15 protein-coding genes are annotated in these 17932 nt (G+C 69.2%); 6 read left to right on the top strand and 9 right to left on the bottom strand.

Annotated features, from left to right (window positions below):
• Positions 1 to 40: 40 nt before the first annotated feature.
• From NP80_RS05865 to NP80_RS05855, 3 genes are all read right to left on the bottom strand, one after another.
• Positions 41 to 2173, bottom strand: coding sequence for a TonB-dependent copper receptor (locus tag NP80_RS05865; RefSeq protein WP_006404056.1), 2133 nt, complete (start codon positions 2171 to 2173; stop codon positions 41 to 43).
• An 81-nt stretch (positions 2174 to 2254) separates the two neighbouring features.
• Positions 2255 to 2623, bottom strand: coding sequence for a DUF2946 domain-containing protein (locus NP80_RS05860; protein ID WP_006404058.1), 369 nt, complete (start codon positions 2621 to 2623; stop codon positions 2255 to 2257).
• A 176-nt stretch (positions 2624 to 2799) separates the two neighbouring features.
• Positions 2800 to 3336, bottom strand: a complete 537-nt coding sequence (locus NP80_RS05855; RefSeq protein ID WP_012217332.1) for a cytochrome b — start codon at positions 3334 to 3336, stop codon at positions 2800 to 2802.
• Positions 3337 to 3548: 212 nt separating this feature from the next.
• Between NP80_RS05855 and NP80_RS05850 the strand changes: the two genes are divergently transcribed.
• Positions 3549 to 4187, top strand: a complete 639-nt coding sequence (locus NP80_RS05850) for a Pr6Pr family membrane protein (protein ID WP_006404060.1) — start codon at positions 3549 to 3551, stop codon at positions 4185 to 4187.
• A 49-nt stretch (positions 4188 to 4236) separates the two neighbouring features.
• Here NP80_RS05850 and NP80_RS05845 read toward each other — a convergent pair whose 3' ends face one another.
• Positions 4237 to 4977 carry a peptidoglycan DD-metalloendopeptidase family protein gene (locus NP80_RS05845; protein WP_006404061.1) on the bottom strand — a complete coding sequence of 247 codons (741 nt, stop codon included), beginning with the start codon at positions 4975 to 4977 and terminating at the stop codon, positions 4237 to 4239.
• A 357-nt stretch (positions 4978 to 5334) separates the two neighbouring features.
• On the opposite strand from NP80_RS05845, the gene NP80_RS05840 reads away from it, so the two are divergent.
• Positions 5335 to 5655, top strand: coding sequence for a hypothetical protein (locus NP80_RS05840; protein WP_006404062.1), 321 nt, complete (start codon positions 5335 to 5337; stop codon positions 5653 to 5655).
• A 96-nt stretch (positions 5656 to 5751) separates the two neighbouring features.
• On the opposite strand, the gene NP80_RS05835 is transcribed toward NP80_RS05840, so the two are convergent.
• The 4 genes from NP80_RS05835 to NP80_RS05820 form a co-directional block, all read right to left on the bottom strand.
• Positions 5752 to 6096, bottom strand: coding sequence for a DUF4148 domain-containing protein (locus NP80_RS05835; protein ID WP_006404063.1), 345 nt, complete (start codon positions 6094 to 6096; stop codon positions 5752 to 5754).
• Positions 6097 to 6295: 199 nt separating this feature from the next.
• Positions 6296 to 7708, bottom strand: coding sequence for an NADP-dependent phosphogluconate dehydrogenase (gene gndA, locus NP80_RS05830; protein ID WP_006404064.1), 1413 nt, complete (start codon positions 7706 to 7708; stop codon positions 6296 to 6298).
• Between the two features lie 95 nt (positions 7709 to 7803).
• Positions 7804 to 8445, bottom strand: coding sequence for a DUF938 domain-containing protein (locus NP80_RS05825; protein ID WP_006404065.1), 642 nt, complete (start codon positions 8443 to 8445; stop codon positions 7804 to 7806).
• On the bottom strand, positions 8442 to 9344 hold the full coding sequence (locus NP80_RS05820; protein ID WP_172488730.1) for an NAD-dependent protein deacetylase: 903 nt from the start codon (positions 9342 to 9344) through the stop codon (positions 8442 to 8444). The genes NP80_RS05825 and NP80_RS05820 overlap by 4 nt, the downstream gene beginning before the upstream one ends.
• A gap of 1199 nt (positions 9345 to 10543) precedes the next feature.
• Here NP80_RS05820 and NP80_RS05815 point away from each other — a divergent pair.
• On the top strand, positions 10544 to 11503 hold the full coding sequence (locus NP80_RS05815) for an LLM class oxidoreductase (RefSeq protein WP_006404068.1): 960 nt from the start codon (positions 10544 to 10546) through the stop codon (positions 11501 to 11503).
• 279 nt (positions 11504 to 11782) lie between these two features.
• Positions 11783 to 14266, top strand: a complete 2484-nt coding sequence (locus tag NP80_RS05810) for a mechanosensitive ion channel domain-containing protein (RefSeq protein WP_006404070.1) — start codon at positions 11783 to 11785, stop codon at positions 14264 to 14266.
• A 43-nt stretch (positions 14267 to 14309) separates the two neighbouring features.
• Here the strand turns inward: NP80_RS05810 and NP80_RS05805 are convergent, their stop codons facing one another.
• Complete coding sequence (locus tag NP80_RS05805; RefSeq protein ID WP_006404071.1) at positions 14310 to 15140, bottom strand: CerR family C-terminal domain-containing protein; 831 nt, start codon at positions 15138 to 15140, stop codon at positions 14310 to 14312.
• A gap of 91 nt (positions 15141 to 15231) precedes the next feature.
• Between NP80_RS05805 and NP80_RS05800 the strand changes: the two genes are divergently transcribed.
• Positions 15232 to 16350: an HlyD family secretion protein gene (locus NP80_RS05800; protein ID WP_006404072.1), complete on the top strand. Its 1119-nt coding sequence runs from the start codon at positions 15232 to 15234 to the stop codon at positions 16348 to 16350.
• Positions 16343 to 17932 (top strand): MDR family MFS transporter, encoded by a 1590-nt coding sequence (locus NP80_RS05795; protein WP_006404073.1) that lies wholly within the window; start codon positions 16343 to 16345, stop codon positions 17930 to 17932. The genes NP80_RS05800 and NP80_RS05795 overlap by 8 nt, the downstream gene beginning before the upstream one ends.

The following is a 17932-nucleotide window of genomic DNA, read 5'->3' as shown; positions in this document are numbered from 1 at the left end:
GCAGCCCGCGCATGCTGCGTTCGCACACGCGGGCCGCACACTACAGCTTCGCGCTGACGCGCACCCAGGCAGTGCGGCCCGGCTCGTTGACGGGCGCGTTCGCCGGATAGCCGAAGCCCGCATTGCCGGCGAGGTTCAGATGCTCGGCATAGGCCTTGTTCAGCAGGTTGTCGACGCCGACCGAGATCTGCACGGTCTTGCTCAGGTTGTACTGCGCATGCAGCGACAGCACGCCGAATCCCGCGCTCGGTCCGAAGTCCTTGCCGACCACGTTGCCCTCGTTCAGCGCATAGCGATGCTGCGGCGCAACGACCCGCCACAACCCGCCGGCCGACCACGCGCCGCGCGTGTACTCGAGCCCGACGCGCGCCTCGAGCGGCGGCATCTGCGGCAACGGATCGCCGCTCGTCGCATTGCGCCCCCACGCGTACGCGACCGAGGTCTCGATGCGCAGCGGTGCGATCGGCCGCCAGCCGACGCCGGCTTCGCCGCCCATGATCTGCGCGTTCACGTTGCTCGCCCGCGTGGTCGAGCCCATCGTGCCGCTCGCGTAGTCGAACAGGATGAAGTCCTGCACATAGCCCGCATACGCGGATACCCACGCGTCGAGCCGATCGCTCTTGTACTGCGCGCCGATGTCGAGCTGCGTCGTCTTCTCGGGCTGCACGGCCGAGAACGCGTTGACCGAACCGGCCGGCCCGCGTTTCGCGGAAAACAGCTCCCAGTAGTCCGGATAGCGCTCGGCATGGCCGATGCCCGCATACCAGGTCACGGGCAGCGACGCCAGGTCGCGCTCGTAGCGCACGAAGCCGCTCGGCAGCACGCGCGCACGATCGTCGTCGAACGTCGGGTTCGGCCGGCTCGTCATCATGCCGCCCGTCGTCGCGCGCTTGTCACGCGCGCTCGCATAGTCGACACGCGCGCCGCCGATCACTCGCGCAGCCTCCGTCGCGTACCACGTGAGTTCGCCGAACGCGCCGGCGTTCCACATCGTCGCCTGCGCGTCCCACGGCTGGTCGCCATAGTTCTGCCGCCCCATCGCGGCGCGCGAATCGAGCCGGTTCGATTGCGCGTCGACGCCCGTCACGAGCTTGAACGCGTTGCCGAATCGCCACGTCGCGGCCGCACGCGCGCCGACCGTCCGCCGCCGCACCTCGGACGCCATCCGCATCGGCATGCTGCTCGCCGGATCGGGCTGCCGCAGCGTGTAGTTGTCCATCACGTGATCGGCTTCGTTGTAGTAGACGCGCGCTTCGATCCGGTCGAGCACGTCGCCGAGATGCCGCTTGTCGAACGACAGGCCGAACGTGTCGCGGCGGAAGTGCGCGCCGTCCATCCCGCGCCCCGCATAGCGCGCGTAGCCGTCGCCGGTGCCGGCCGTCAGCTCGACGCGCGTGTGCGCGTCGGGCGTCCAGCCGAGCGCGGCATCGGCGTTCCATTTGTCCCATTGCGACGGCACCGTGCGGCCGTTGCCGTCGCGGTAGTCCTGCGCATGCGCGTGATTCGCGATGACGCGGCCGTAGAAATCGGGCGTGCCGGCCGTCACGTCGACGTTCTGGTCGTTGCGGCCGAACGACCCGCCGACGACGCTGCCGTCGAAGCGCATGCCGGGCCGCTCGAAACGCGGCGTCGTGCGCTCGAACAGCACGGTGCCGGCCGAGGCGCCGGGGCCGTACAGCACCGTCTGCGGCCCTTTCACGACCGTCACCTTGTCGTAGCTTTCCGGTGCGATATAGGACGTCGGCGCGTCCATCCGGTTCGGACACGCGCCGAGCGTCGGCATCCCGTTCGCGAGCACGTTGAGCCGCGAGCCGAACATGCCGCGCAGTACGGGGTCGCCGTTCGTTCCGCCGCTGCGGATCGACGTGAAGCCGGGGATCGTCTTCAGATAGTCGGCGCCGTCGCTCGCGGGCAGCGGCTGGCGCGGCGCCTTCGGATCGGTGACGACGACGAGCGGCGTCGACAATGGCGACGCGACGACTTCGACGGGCGGCAACAGCATGCCCGACTCGTCGGGAGACGCTTCGGCGCGACGTGCGGCGTCGGCCGCCGCAGCCGTCGCGCTCAGCACGCCGGCAGTCAGCGCGGGAACGGCAAGTTTCAGCATGCGCGGCGCGGGCCGCGCGCAGGCACTGCGCGACGCCGGCGGCGTGCGCAACGAAAAAATGGTCATGATCGAAAGCCCGAGTAGCGCCCTCCACGCGGCCGCAGCGGGCCGCACGGATTCGGCGGAAAGAAAAACGGAACGTGCGCGTCAGGCGCGCTCGGGCGGTGCGCGCGGATAGGCGCGCGGATAGCGGTCCGGATGCGTCGCATCGGCCTGCGGCGCGGCGACGAAAACGGACGAAACGGGAACGTGAGCGAACGAGGCGGCCGACGCGCCGCCGATCGCGGGACTATGCGCGAAGAATCCGCAGTAGCCGCATGCGTCGAGCGACGCGCCATGCGCATGCGCGCCGCCTGCATCGGACGACCGATGCGCACCGTGCTCGGCGCTGCAGATCGCGGCGTCGACCGCGCTTGCCTGCGCGACGCGCCACTGCGACACCAGCGGCGCGGCGATCGCGAACCAGATCGCGAATACGCCGAGCCAGGCGGTCAGGTGACGGTGTCGGTGCAGCATGCGCGGCGAGCGAGTAAGCGGAATGTAAAGACACCGGATGTTACCGAATGTCGGCGTCGATGGCCAGCCGCGCCGGGCCGCTCCGGGCCGCGCCGGGCCGTTAACGCAGCGGGGGCGCATCGTTGTCAACGCAACGATGCGCCCCGTCGGAAGCTTGCGCGTACGGCGCGGACGGATCAGGGCGCCATGCGCCGCAGCACGTCGTCGCGCTTGATGAAATGGTGATAGAGCGCGGCCAGCGCATGCAGGCCGATCACGAAGTAGAACGCATTGCCGATCAGCTCGTGCGCTTCCTTGATCGTCGGCCTCAGCGCCTTGTCCGGCCCGAACAGCGTGAACGACACGCCGAGCCAGTCGAGTGACACGGGCTTGCCGCCGAGATTCACCATCATGATCCCGAGCAGCGGCTGCGCGATGATGAACACGTAGAGCGCGATATGCGCGAGCGTCGCGAGCCACTTCAGCAGCGCCGGCTGCGGGACGGGTGCCGGCGTGCGGCCGATCGCGCGCCACAGCACGCGCAGCACCGACAGCGCGAGCACCAGCGTGCCCGCGGTGAAATGCACGTTCATCCAGAACGCGCGGCTGTCGCTGCCTTTCGGTCCGCGGATTTCGATCGCGAGATACGCGAGCGCGACGAGCACGAAGATGACCCAGTGGAAGAAGATCGCGGGCTTGTTGTAGCGCACCTGTTGCGCGAGGATGTTTCTCATGCTCGTCTCGGTGTGATGGCGGGGATCGATGAAGGCGGCGGCCGGCACGGTGCCGCCGCGCTGGCATGATTGTAGCCGCACGCGTGCGCGGTTTCGCACGATCGTGTCAAATATCGCGCAGGTTCTGCGCGCCCCGCCTATGGAAAATCCGCATCCCGTGCGCGGTGCGCTGTGGCAGGATGGAGCTTTGATGTCGACGTCGTGCGCGCATCATGAGCAAAGCGTTCTTCGTTGCGGCCTACCGGCTGATCGCCGCATTGCTTGCGGTGTCCACTACCGCGCACAGCATCGCCGACTACTGGCACCTGCCGAGCTTTCATCTCGGCAACTACCTCAGCTATTTCACGCAATTGAGCAGCCTGTACGCGGCCGCGATGCTGGCCGTCGGGCTCGGGCACATCGCGCGGCCCGGCTCGCCGCGCTACGAATCGATGCGCGGCGCCGCCGTGCTCTACGTGCTGATCACCGCGATCGTCTACGAGCTGCTGCTCGCGCGTATGGACGCGCTGCGCCACGTAACGCCACCGTTCAACAACTGGGTGCTGCACCGGATCGTGCCGTTCGTGATGCTGTGCGACTGGCTGTACGTCGAGCCGCGCTCGCCGATCGCGCGCCGCAGCGCGTTCCTCTGGCTCGGCTTTCCGATCGTCTATCTCGGCTATACGCTCGTGCGCGGCGCGGTCGAAGACTGGTATCCCTATCCGTTCGTCGATCCGCGGCCGCACGGTTATCTGCCGGTCGCGATCCAGTGCTCGCTGATCGCGCTCGGCGCGGCTGCGCTCGCGCTCGGCATCCGCTGGGTCGGCAATCACGCGCGCCAGTCCGGCGCGGCGACGCTGAAGAGCGGATGATGCGCAACCGCACGTGTGCGCCGCGCGGCGCACACGACGCGGCGGCCGCTCAGCCGCCGTTGCGCGGCAGGAAGCCCATCGGATCGACGACCTTGCCGTTCTGCCGGACTTCGAACTCGAACGTCGCGCGACCGCTCGCGTCGGTGCCCATTTCGGCGACCGGCTGCCCGACGCGCACCGCGTCGCCTTCGTTGACGAGCAGCTTGTCGTTGTGCCCGTAGGCCGTGATGAGCCCGTTGTCGTGCTTCAGGATCACGAGCGGCCCGTAGGCCTTCACGCCCGAACCGGCGTAGACGACGCGGCCGTTCGCGGCCGCGCGCACCGTATGGTCGGGCCCCGATGCGGCGATCACGATGCCGCGCGTCTTGCCGGTCGTAAACGGCGTCGTCACGACGCCGGTCGCGGGCCACGCGAGCGTGCCCGGCTGCGCGACGGCCGCGGACGGCGGCGGCGAGATCGACGTGGCGGCCGGCGGCGGCGCGACGCGCAGTACCTGACCGGGCGTCACCGCGTCGGTCGCGGCCATGTGATTCCAGCTCGCGACGTCCTGCACGCGTTGCCCGTACGCGCCGGCGATGCTAGCCAGCGTATCGCCCGGGTTCACGCGGTAGTAGCCGGCCAGCACGCCGGGCGTCGCGACCGACGCCGGTGTCGACGCCCGCGGTGCCGGTTGCCAGGTGTCGGTCCACGGCGTCATCGTGCAGCCGCCGAGCGCGACGGCCGCCGCGAGGAAGGCGGCGTGCTGCAGCCAGCGCACCGCGGAATCGTGGATGGGAATCGTTTTTCTCAAGGTACCTCCCGGATTTGCGTCGTCGCGCCGCGCGCCGCCCTCCGGCGCGCGACGCGCGATGTCCGGCCGACGGGCCGAACCAACCAGTATCCGACCGCGCTCTCAGCGATCGGTTTCCACTCCGGGACGTTGCGCCGAACGGGCCAGCGGAGCCTGTTTCGCGTCGTCCCGAGCGGCAAAGATACCATTTGTCGAGGTCGGCCCCGCGACAGCGCGCCGTTCCGCGACGATTCGGCGAGGTCGCCGGCGCGCGTCGGAGAGCGGCGGCGGCCGCCGCGCGATCGCAGCGCCGCGCCGGCCAGCCGCCCGCACGGCCTATACTGCGATAGGCCGTCGTACGACAACGAGGAGATCAGGATGAATAACGCGACCTTTCTGTCCGTTCAGCTGAACGCCGACGATTTCGCCGGTGCGACCGGCATCGTCGAACGACTGAACCGCCATCTGCTGTCCGCCACCGACGTGGCCGAGGCGGCCGACGCCCTCGTCCAGCTCGCGAGTGTCGCCCGCCTGACGGCCGGGCCGCGCCACAGTGTCGAGCTGCCGGCCGTGGCGATCGAGCGGCTGCGCGATGCGCTCGACACGCTGAGCGGGTATGACGAATCGTGGCTGCGCGTGCTGGAGCCGGCCGCCGCGCCGTTCATCGACCCCGCGCGCGGACGCCGGCCGCTGCACTGACGCGGCGCGCGCCCCAATGAAAACAGCCCCGGTTCCATGGTGGAACCGGGGCTGTTGCGAACCGCGGACGGATCGTCCCGTCGACCGGCCCTGTGCTTAGCGACCCTTGTAAACCGGTGCGCCGTCGGCGATGCGCTTGACCTGCCAGCCGGTCTTCGCCGCTGCCGGTGCGCCCGACTCTTGCTGGGCGGCCGGCTGTGCGCCGTAACCGGTCGTGTCGGCCGCCGCGACCGACTGTTGCGGGTTCAGACGCGCTTCCGCAGCCTGGATGCCTTCCGGATAGGTGGTGCGGTCGCTGCCCAGCTTGTAGCCGGCCTGCTGGATCTGGGCCAGCTCGGCCTTGACCTGCGCGCGCGTGACCGGCGCGTTTTGTTGGGCGAACGACACGGCGGGAACAGCGAGGACGGCAGCTGCGGCGAACGTTGCAATCAGCGATTTCATGATGACCTCCGGGATTTTTTTGCTCCGCCGCACACACCATGTCTGCAGCGATGGAACAGAGTTTAGTCCCGCGATCACCTAGGGAAAACCATGAATGAACGAAAACACTGTTTCCCGGGAACCAACAATCCCGGGATTCGAGATCGAAAAACCCTATTCAGGGAATAGAATTTTGCAATAATGCCGCCCTCGCCGCGCGTTACGACCAGTTCGCGTGGAAGCTGCCCGGCTTGTCGGTACGCTCGAACGTGTGCGCGCCGAAGAAGTCTCGCTGCGCCTGCACGAGGTTCGCGGGCAGCCGTTCGGAACGATAGCTGTCGAAGTACGCGACCGCCGACGCAAATGCCGGCACCGGCACGCCGGCCTTCACCGCGGCGACGACCACCTCGCGCAGCGATGCCTGGTATTGCTCGGCGATGCCGCGGAAGTACGGGTCGAGCAGCAGGTTCGCGAGCGCCGGGTCCTTCGCGTACGCGTCGGTGATCTTCTGCAGGAAGCGCGCGCGGATGATGCAGCCCGCGCGGAAGATCTTCGCGATCGTCCCGAGGTCGAGATTCCAGCCGTATTCCTCGGACGCGGTGCGCAGCTGCGCGAAGCCCTGCGCATACGAGATCACCTTGCTCAGATACAGCGCGCGGCGCACCGCTTCGATGAACGCGGCGCGATCGCCGTCGAACGGCGCGGCGGCCGGGCCCGACAGGATCTTGCTCGCCGCGACGCGCTCCGTCTTCAGCGACGACAGCACGCGCGCGAACACCGACTCGGTGATCAGCGGCAGCGGCACGCCGAGATCGAGCGCGTTCTGGCTCGTCCACTTGCCGGTACCCTTCTGCGCGGCGCGATCGAGGATCACGTCGACGAGATGCTGGCCGGTTTCGTCGTCCTTCTTGCCGAAGATCTTCGACGTGATCTCGATCAGATAGCTGTCGAGTTCGCCCTGGTTCCACTCGGTGTACACCGCGCCGAGCTCGTCGTTGGTGAGGCCCGCGACGTGCTTGAGCACCGCGTAGCTCTCGGCGATCAGCTGCATGTCGCCGTATTCGATGCCGTTGTGGACCATCTTCACGTAGTGGCCCGCACCGTCCGGGCCCATGTACGCGACGCAAGGCTCGCCGTCCGACGGCGCCTTCGCGGCGATCTGCTTGAGGATCGGCTCGACGAGGTCGTACGCGTCGCGCTGGCCGCCCGGCATGATCGACGGGCCGCGCAGCGCGCCTTCCTCGCCGCCCGACACGCCGGTGCCGATGAAGTGCAGACCCGATTGCGCGAGCTCCTGGTTGCGGCGGATCGTGTCGGTAAAGTGCGTGTTGCCGCCGTCGATCAGCACGTCGCCCTTCTCGAGCAGCGGCTTCAGCGATGCGATCGTCGCATCGGTCGCTTCGCCGGCCTTGACCATCATCAGGATCCGGCGCGGCGTTTCGAGCGACGCGACGAATTCTTCGAGCGTGTAGGTCGGTACCAGATTGCGGCCGGGGAATTCGGCGATCAGTTCGTCGGTTTTCTCGCGGCTGCGGTTGTACACCGATACCGCGTAACCGCGGCTCTCGATATTGAGTGCGAGATTGCGGCCCATCACCGCGAGCCCGATCACACCGATTGCTTGTTTGCCCATTAGTCAATTCTCCGGAAAAAACGGGGCGCGACCCAAGCCGGATCGCGCACAGGCGAGAGCATAGTGGAAACCCGGCAGCGGTGCGCGCTTGCCCATCATTGGTCGGCACACGGCACGCGCCGGAACACGACGCTCAGATTGTTGGCCGGCATCTCGACCACCTCGGTGCAGTCGAGGCCGAGATCGGCGCCGAGCGCCACGACCGTTTCGAGATCGCGGACGCCCCAGGACGGGTCGCGGCTGCGCAACTGGAGGTCGAACGCGTCGTTCGACGGTGCCGTGTGGCGACCGTCGCGCCGGTACGGACCATACAGATACAGTACGCCGGCCGGCCGCAGCACGCGCGCGGCGCCGGCAAACAGCGCCTGCGCGCTCGCCCACGGCGAGATGTGGATCATGTTGATGCAGACGATCGCGTCGATCGGTGCGGCCGGCCACGATGGGTCGCGCACGTCGAAGTCGAGTGGCGCGTCGACGTTCGCGACGCCCGTGTGCGCGATCCACGCGGCGATCGACTCGCGCGCGAGCGGGTCCGGATCGCTCGGCTGCCAGCGCAGCGCCGGCAAGGCTTGCGCGAAATGGACGACGTGCTGACCGGTGCCGCTCGCGACTTCGAGCACGCGGCCGCGCGCCGGCAGCACGCGGCGCAGCACGTCGAGGATCGGGCCGCGATTGCGCTCGGCCGCCGGCGCCGACCGTCGGGCGGACGGATTCGTCGCGGGGTTCGGCGCGCTCACGATGCGTGCTCCGCGTCGTCGTGCGCCAGCCCCAGCCCGAGCCGCGCGGTCAGCGCCTCGAGTGCCGGCGCGCAGCGCGCTTCGACCTTAAGCGCGAGCATCGGATCGGCGCGCGTGCGGCCGAGGTTCAGCGCGGCGATCGGCTTGTGCTGCGCCTGCGCCCACAGGCAGAAGCGATAGCCGGAATACACCATCAGCGACGAGCCGACGACGAGCAGCGCATCGGCCGCATCGAGCGCCTGCGATGCAAGCGCGACGCGCTCGCGCGGCACGTTTTCGCCGAAAAACACCACGGCCGGTTTCAGCAGTCCGCCGCACGTCGCGCACGCGGGGACGCGAAACGTGTCGAGTGCCGACCATTCGAGATGCGCGTCGCCGTCCGCGGCCGGGTCGGCCTGTACGCCGAGCAGCGCCGGATTGTCCGCTTCGAGCTGCGCCTGGATCGCCGCGCGCGCGTGATGCGCGCCGCAGTCGATGCACGTGACGCCGTGAATGCCGCCGTGCAGCTCGATCACGTCCACGCTGCCCGCGCGCTGATGCAGGCCGTCGACGTTCTGCGTGACGAGGCGTTCGATCCGGCCCGCGCGGCCGAGCCGGGCGAGCGCCGTGTGCGAGCGGTTCGGCTGCGCGCGGCCGACGACCGGCCAGCCGATCATGCTGCGCGCCCAGTAGCGGCGCCGCGCGACGTCCGAGCCGAGGAATTCGTGCAGCTGGATCGGCGGCGAGCGCGTCCACTGGCCGTTGCGGTCGCGATAGCCGGGAATGCCCGAATCGGTACTGATGCCCGCGCCGGTCAGCACGAGCAGGCGCGGATGACGTTCGACGAACGCATGCAGCGCATCGACCGCGGCCGGCTCGGGGGCGGTGACGGAGGGATCGGGGAAGGCGGTATCGTTCATGACGGCGGCGGCGGATCGCGCGTCGGCAGGCCGTGGACCGGCGCGATCGGCCGGCGCGCCAGCACATGATACCGAACGCCGCGCGATCGGGCAGGCCGCGCCGCCGCAAAAAAAGACGCCCATTCGCCGGAGGCGGATGGGCGCTTCAACAATTGATCCATCGGGGTAGTGGATCAATTGGCCTTGCGACGGGATCGCGCGCGCGATGCGCGCGCCGGTGAGCGAGCGGCGGCGCGCGCGGCGGCTCGCCGATCTGCGCGACGCGGACGCTGCGTCGACGAGTCCGGGAAACGGCAGGTGCGGCGATGACAGGCGCACGCGCGCGCGGCGCGCGCAGCACGCGCGGGAATGACGGTTGTGGAGGTACGCGCGGCCATGGCCGTTCCTGCGGGTCGTCCCCGACGGCCGACCGGCACCCGTCGGCCTCGTGCGTCACACGTGCACGTTCAGAACGAACCCGTCGGTCCGGATGGAACGAAAGGCCGCGCTACGTTGCCGCGATCGGCGGCGAGACGAAGGCGCGGGCAGGTCGGCGATTCATGTTTGCGACACGGTACGTGGCGATGCGATCTGTTTTCATTCTGTTGTCCCCGTCTCAGATGCGTCCGACCTCCTGAAGCGGCCGCCGTCGACAGTGCGGCGGCGATCGCGCTTGCGGCTCGTATCGACACGCAAGGAGCGCACCATGCGCGGCCGCACAAGGCGGTGCGGCGTACGCAGCGGCATGCCGCGGCCATCGCACGGCCAAGCGGCTCGCGAACGTTACGAAACTGAAACGTGCGAGACGCCGGTTCGATGTGCAACGGGCGGTCCGCGGAAGCCGCGGCGTCGCGCGACGGCACCGCACGGGCGGCCAATCGACGTTGCATCGATGCACGGCGATCGATTTCCTTACGATCGGCCGACACGGCGCACGGCAGCGGACCCGCTTCTCGCATTGCGCCGCGCGGACCTGCACATTTCGATCAGCCGCCTCAACGGACGACGCATCGACATGCCGCGAACGGATGCCCGTCCACACGACGCCGGGCGCGACGCCATGCGGCGCCTGCGCATCGACGCGCAACACGTTAGCATTCGGCGACGGCGCAGCGCATGCCGACACGTGCGACGCGCGCGACGCCTCACCATAAGTGCCGCACGCACACGCGCTGCGCTCGCTCGCCCGCCCGCCCGCCCGCCGCCAACGAGGAAACGCCATGACTACGACCGCCCGCGCCCGCCCCGACATCGCGTCACGCGTCTTCGCCGCGGAACGGCTGTCGATCGGCCTGACGCTGCCGCTGCTGCGCAGCGGCGATATCGTCGCGGACTTCAACGAGCAGGTCGAACTGGCCGCGCTCGCCGACACGCTCGGCTTTCGCGCGCTCTGGGTGCGCGACGTGCCGCTGAACAGCGCCGACTATCCGGATCCGGTCGGCCATCTCGATCCGTGGGTCTTGCTCGGCGCCCTCGCGTCCCGCACGCGCGACATCGCGCTCGCGAGCGGCGCGATCGTGCTGCCGCTGCGCCATCCGCTGCATATCGCGAAAGGCGCGTTGTCGGTGGCCACGCTGTCGCACGGCCGCTTCATCCTCGGGCTCGGCTCCGGCGACCGGCCGCCCGAATATGCGGCGTTCGGCGTCGATACCGACACGCGGCGCGAACGCTATCGCCGACATTGGGAAGTCGTCGCGGCGGCGCTCCGAACGCCGTCGCGCGTACTGCCCGACATCGCCGCGCCCGATGCACCCGAGTTCGAGCTGCTGCCGCATCGCGCCGATCCTGTACCGCTGCTCGCGGTCGGCTCGGGCGGACAAAGCGTCGACTGGATCGCGCGGCATTCGATCGGCTGGATGACGTATCACCGCGACCCCGACACGCAGCATGCACGTCATTCGATGTGGCGCGCGGCCGTCGATCGGCTGCCGACGCCCGCCTTCCGTGCCTTCGGCGTGTCGATGCGGCTCGCGCTCGACGCGAATCCCGACGCGCAACCCGCCGCGCTGCCGCTCGGCTATTCGACGGGCCGACACGCTCTGACGGGCATCCTGCAAGCCATGCGCGCGGCCGGCGTTCATCATGTGACGCTGAATCTCGGCGCCGAACGCGCGGTGCGCGACGTGATGGAGGAACTCGCGGCGCACGTGCTGCCGGTCTTTCACGACGCGCAGCGGTGACCGTGCGGCGCGCCGTTCGCCGCGCTTCGTGCAGCGCTCCACGACGGATCGCAGATGTGCCGTTGCCGTAGCGAATGCAGCGCTCTGTGCACATCGTTCGCGGCTTGATCGAGCGCAACGCCGCCCCGCATCGCGCGCGGACTCGGAATCGCACGCCGCAGGACCGCGTCTTGCGACCGTTGCGCGCCGGAACTATTCGGTTCCGATCGCGATCATGTTAACTTCCGTCCATCGTCCAGCTCGGCGGGCTGCGTGCCGATGCGCGCCCGCATGCCACTCATGCGACATTTGCTCCTCGGCTGGCTGCTCGCGGCCTTCGTCACGGCCGCACAGGCCGCCACGCCCACTCCCGCCGCCGCGTCGGCGGCATCTGCTGCCGCACCGGCACTGACCCCGCAGCAGGCGCGCCAGGCGCTCGCGGTGCTCGAAAGTCCGCGCGAGCGCGAACAGGTCGAAACGACACTGCGCGCGATCGCCGCGGTCGGCGCACTGAGCGCGCCGGCCGTCCCGGCCAGCGCAGCGGCGCCGGCGAGCGCCGCGTCCTCGGCGGCCGCGCCGGTCGCGCTGACGTCGAACGGTCTCGCGTCGATGCTCGTGCGGCAGGGTTCGCGCTGGGCCGTCGGCATCGGCAACGCGCTGCGGGACTCGCTGCGCTCGTTGCTCGAGGTCGGATCGGTCGGCCGGTGGTGGCAGGAGACGCTCGGGCGTGCCGATGCGCGCGCCGATCTCGCACGCTCGCTAGGGCTGATCGTCGCGGTGCTCGTCCCGGCACTCGTCGGCGAATGGCTCGTGCGACGGCTGCTGCGCCGCGCGCTCGCCGCGTTGGCCGCGCGCCGCGCCGGTGCGCCGCGCGAGACTGCGTCGGACGACGATGCACGCCCCGACGACGCAGCGCCGCCGCACGACACGCCGCCACCCGATGCAGCGGACGCCGCACCGTCGTCGTCGCGCGGGCGCGGCCACGCGCGCCGTCACACGACGCTGCTGCACCGGATGCCGCGCGCGATCGTAAGTCTCTTGCTGCGCTCGGTGCCGCTGCTCGTGTTCGTCGGCATCGCCGGGCTGATGATGTCGTTCGTCACCGACGACGGCACGCCGGTCGAGGCCGCGCTCGGCGCGCTGATCGATATCTACGCGATCGGCCGGCTCGTGACGATCGTGAGCCGCCTGTTCTTCCAGCCCGACGCGCATCAGCTGCGGCTGCTGCACATCAGCGACGCGTGGGCCGCCTTCGCGCAGCGCTCGATCGCGCGGATCGTGATCGTCGTCGGCGCCTGCACGGCCGCGGTCGAGATCGCCGCGAACCTCGGCCTCACCGAAGCCGGTCACGTCGCGCTGCAGAAGGCGGTCGCGCTCGTCGCGCACGTGATGATCTCGGTGCTGATCCTGCAGTGCCGTCGCCCCGTTGCGGCGCGCATCCGCGCGATCGCGAGCGACCGGCCGACGCTCGCGGCCGTCTGCAATGCGCTCGCCGACGCGTGGGCGCCCGTCGCGGTATTCATCGTGATGGCGCTGTGGTTCGTGTGGGCGCTCGACGTCCATAACGGCTATCGCGTGCTGATCGCGCTCGGCGGCCGCTCGATCGCGGTGCTGATCGGCATGCGGATGGTGTCGATCGTCGTGTTCGGCGCGCTCGCGCGGCTGTTCCACGAACGCGACGACGATCGCACGCTCGTCCATCTGCATGCGTACCGCTACTACCCGCTGCTGCGCCGCATCGTGTCGGCCGTCATCGCCATCGTGACGGTTGCGCTGCTGCTGCAAGTGTGGGGCGTGCCGGTATTCCGCGCGTTCGAGAGCGGCACGATCGGCCATCGGCTCGCGTCGGCGCTCGCGACGATCGCGATCGCGGCCGCGGTCGCGCTCGTCATCTGGGAAGCGGCGAACATCGCGATCGAGCGGCGGCTGCAGCGCTGGACGCGAGAGGGCAACCTCGTGCGCGCCGCGCGGCTGCGCACGCTGCTGCCCATGCTGCGCACGCTGCTGTTCGTGATGATCGCGCTCGTCGTCGTGCTGACGGGCCTCAGCGAGATCGGCGTCAACGTCGGGCCGCTGCTCGCCGGCGCGAGCATCTTCGGCGTCGCGCTCGGCTTCGGCTCGCAAAAGCTCGTGCAGGACTTCATCACCGGCATCTTTCTGCTGATGGAGAACGCGATGCAGGTCGGCGACTGGGTGACGCTCGCCGGCGTGTCGGGCACGGTCGAATACCTGTCGATTCGCACGGTGCGGCTGCGCGGCGGCGACGGGTCGCTCTATACGATTCCGTTCAGCTCGGTCACGACGGTGAACAACACGAATCGCGGGCTCGGCAACGCGGCCGTCAAGGTCAGCATCGCGTACGGCGAGGACATCGACCGCGCGGTCGCGACGCTGAAGGAAATCGGCGCCGCGCTGCGCGACGATCCGCAGTATCGCGACGGCATTCTGTCGGACTTCAGCTACTGGGGCGTCGATCAGGTCGACGGTGCAGCGATCGCGCTGGCCGGGCAGATGCAGTGCCGAGATTCCGCGCGCTGGGGCGTGCAGCGCGAATTCAATCGCCGCATCGCGCAGCTGTTCCGCGAACGCGGGATCCGCATTGCCGATCCGCAGCGCAGCCTCGTCGCGTATGCAGCAGGTTCGCGGCGTGAAGATGAAGGCGATGGCGGCGTCGATCGGCAACGCAGCGATGAAAACGGCGGCGGCGAACGCGCCGCGCCCGACGGCGCGACCGGACAGCCGCCGGTCGATTCGTCGACGTCGGCGCCCAAGCCGGCGCAATAGCGCGGCCCGCTAGTGCGCCGGCCGCGCGCCGGCGCAGCGCGCGTTACGTCGCGTCCGGCTTCTTCGCGCGCCGCGCACGCGTCGGGGCACGCGGCGCGTCGGCTGCGGCCGGCGCGGCGGCGTCATGCTTTCCCGTACGCTTCGCCGGCGTGCGCGTACGCCGGTCGTTCGCGCCGCGCTGCGCATGCCACTGCTGCAGCAGCAAACGCGTCTGGTCGGCCACCGTCTCGCCGAGCAGCGCCGCACGCGGCGCATCGAACGACTCCCACCCAAGCAGTTGCAGCGCCGAGCGCTGCGCGACATGGAACACCGTCAGCTGGCCGAACAGGCTCAGTGCGCGCAGGCGCGTCACGGGATCGTCGACGGGCCGTCCCGAAATCCGCGCGATCAGTTCGGTCGTCACGTCGTGCAGCGGCTTGCGCATGCGCTTCAGCAGGATCTCGCTCGCGCTCGCCGGCTCCTGACCGCTTTGTTCGCGCGCGAAGAACATCCGCTGGTTCAGCGTCTTGGGCACCGTGAACATCCGCTGCGCCAGCACGGTCAGGATGTCGACGAACGCGTCGATCAGCGTGTCGGCGTCCGCATCGGCGTCGAGCGCCGCGCGCGCCTGCGCGACGGCGGGCCCGAACACCGCCCAGCCGAGTTCGGCGATCGATTCCACGCACGCGCGGTACACGCCTTCCTTGTTCTCGAAGTAGTACTGCAGCGCGGGCGCGTTCACGCCGGCCTTCGCGGCGATGTCCCGCGTCGATGCGCCCGCGAATCCGCGCTCGCCGAACAGTTCGATCGCTGCCTCGATGATCCGCTGACGCGTTTCGTCGCCGCGCGCATACCCGCCGGTCGACGTACGCCGCAGCTTCTTCGCTTCGCTCATGCCTTCCTCGTCACTCGATCGAACGACATTCTACTTGACACATTTTTATCAACTGGAATAATTCTTCCGCTCGGAATAAATTGGATCCTACATGTCGACGCCGCAAGACCCGCCACAGAAAGCAGATCGTCAGGAAAACGGAACAACGCCGCGCAACGGCGTCTCGAAGCGGCGCATCCTGCTCGCGATCGCCGTGCTCGCGGCAATCGGCGGCGCCGTATGGTTCGCCCGCTGGTGGACCGTCGGCCGCTTCATCGAAAGCACGAACGACGCCTATCTGCAGGCGGACAGCATGACCGCCGCACCGAAAGTCGCCGGCTACGTGACCGACGTATACGTGCGCGACAACCAGCCGGTGAAGGCCGGCGATCCGCTCGTGCGGCTCGACGTCCGCCCTTACCAGGTCGCGCTCGATCAGGCGAACGCAACCGTCGATGCGCGCCGCGCCGACATCGCGCGCGCCGAGGCCGAGATCAGCCAGCAGCGCGCGAATCTCGAACAGGCGCAAGCGCAGGCGAAGGTCTCGCAGATCAACGCACGGCATGCGAGCGACGAATACGCGCGCTATGCGCCGCTCGCGGCGACCGGTGCGGAAACGCGCGAGCGCGTCGCCGAGCTGAAGAGCACGCGCGACCAGGCGCTCGCGACGCTCGCCGCCAACAACGCCGCGATCGCCGCCGCGCGCACGCAGATCGCGTCGTTCGGCGCGCAGCTGCAGCAGGCGCGCGCGCAGCTCGAGGCCGCGCAGGCGAGCGCTGCGCAGTCGCGGCTCGACCTCGACAACACGACCGTGCGCGCAACGCTCGACGGGCGCGTCGGCGACCGTACGGTACGCGTCGGCCAGTACGTGCAGCCCGGCACGCGGCTGCTGACGGTCGTGCCGGTCGATGCGATCTACCTCGTCGCGAACTTCAAGGAAACGCAGATCGGCCGCATGCGTGTCGGCCAGCCGGTCGAACTGCACGTCGATGCGCTGCCGGACGATACGCTGTCGGGCGTCGTCGACAGCTTCGCGCCGGGCACCGGCGCGCAGTTCGCGCTGCTGCCGCCGGAGAACGCGACCGGCAACTTCACGAAGATCGTGCAGCGCGTGCCGGTGCGCATCCGCATCGCACCGGACGAGCGTGCGCGGCACATGCTGCTGCCGGGGCTGTCGGTGACGGTCGACGTCGACACGCGCTCGGCGCGCAACGAGAACCGTCATGGCTGAGCCGACTGCCACCGTACCGCCCGCGCCGCCGCATGAAGGCCGCGCGAGCGTGACCGACTGGATCGCCGTCGCGGCCGGCGCGCTCGGTGCGTTGATGGCGACGCTCGACATCTCGATCACGAACTCCGCGCTGCCGCAGATCCAGGGCGAAATCGGCGCGACGGGCACCGAGGGCACGTGGATCTCGACCGGCTACCTGATGTCCGAGATCGTGATGATCCCGCTCGCCGCGTGGCTCACGCGCGTATTCGGGCTGCGTAACTTCCTGCTCGTGAACTCCGCGCTGTTCATCGCGTTCTCGATGATGTGCGGCTGGTCGCATTCGCTCGCGATGATGATCGTCGGCCGGATCGGCCAGGGCTTCACCGGCGGCGCGTTGATCCCGACGGCGCAGACGATCATCCGCACGCGGCTGCCGCTGTCGCAACTGCCGGTCGGGATGACGCTGTTCGGCCTGATCGTGCTGCTCGGCCCGCTGTTCGGCCCCGTGCTCGGCGGCTGGCTCGCGGAGAACGTGAGCTGGAGCTGGTGCTTCTTTCTGAATCTGCCGGTATGCCTGCTGCTGATGGCGCTGCTCGTGTTCGGGCTGCCGTCGGACCGGCCGCAGTGGAGCACGTTCTTCAACGCCGACTGGCTCGGCATCGCGGGCCTCGCGATCGGGTTGAGCTCGCTGACGGTCGTGCTCGAGGAAGGCCAGCGCGAACGCTGGTTCGAATCGCAGATGATCGTCACGCTGAGCTACGTGTCGCTCGCGGGGATGATCCTGATCGCGCTGTCGCAGCGTTTCGCGAAGCGGCCGATCATGCGGCTGTCGCTGATGCGCAATCCGCGCTACGCGAGCGTGATCGTGATCGTGTCGGCGGTCGGCGCGGGGCTGTACGGCGTCTCGTATCTGCTACCGCAGTTCCTTGCGATCGTCGCCGGCTACAACGCGGAACAGGCCGGCTCGATCATGCTGCTGTCGGGGCTGCCCGCCTTTCTCGTGATGCCGATCCTGCCGCGGCTGCTCGGCAAGGTCGACTTCCGCATCCTCGTAATCTCCGGGCTGCTGCTGTTCTGTCTGAGCTGCATGCTCGACATCGATCTGACCGCGCAGAGCGTCGGCCACGATTTCGTCTGGTCGCAGCTGATTCGCGGCGTCGCGCAGATGCTCGCGATGATGCCGCTGAACCAGGCGTCGATGGCGGCCGTCGCGCGCGAGGACTCGGGCGACGCGGCGGGCCTCTACAACATGGCGCGCAATCTCGGCGGCTCGATCGGGCTCGCGATCATCGGCACCGTGATCGACCGGCGCACGACGTTCCATACGGCCGCGCTGCGCGAGTCGATCACCGCCAACGCGTCGATCGGGCAGGAGCGATTGTCGGCGTACGCAGCGAACTGGTTCGCGCAGACCGGCGACCTCGCCTATTCCAAAATGCGCGCGCTCGGCCAGCTCGCGCAGCAGATCCAGATACAGGCCGTCGTGATGACCTATTCCGAAACCTTCTACCTGCTGGGACTCGCGCTGCTCGCCTGCGTGCCGCTCGCGCTGCTGCTGAAGACGCCGCGCACGCCGCAGCCGATGTCGTCCGGCCACTGA

The organism is Burkholderia multivorans ATCC BAA-247 (genome assembly GCF_000959525.1).
GTDB lineage: Bacteria > Pseudomonadota > Gammaproteobacteria > Burkholderiales > Burkholderiaceae > Burkholderia > Burkholderia multivorans.
The sequence above is the reverse complement of the archived record's forward strand: the minus strand, read 5'-3'. Positions and strand labels throughout refer to the sequence as shown.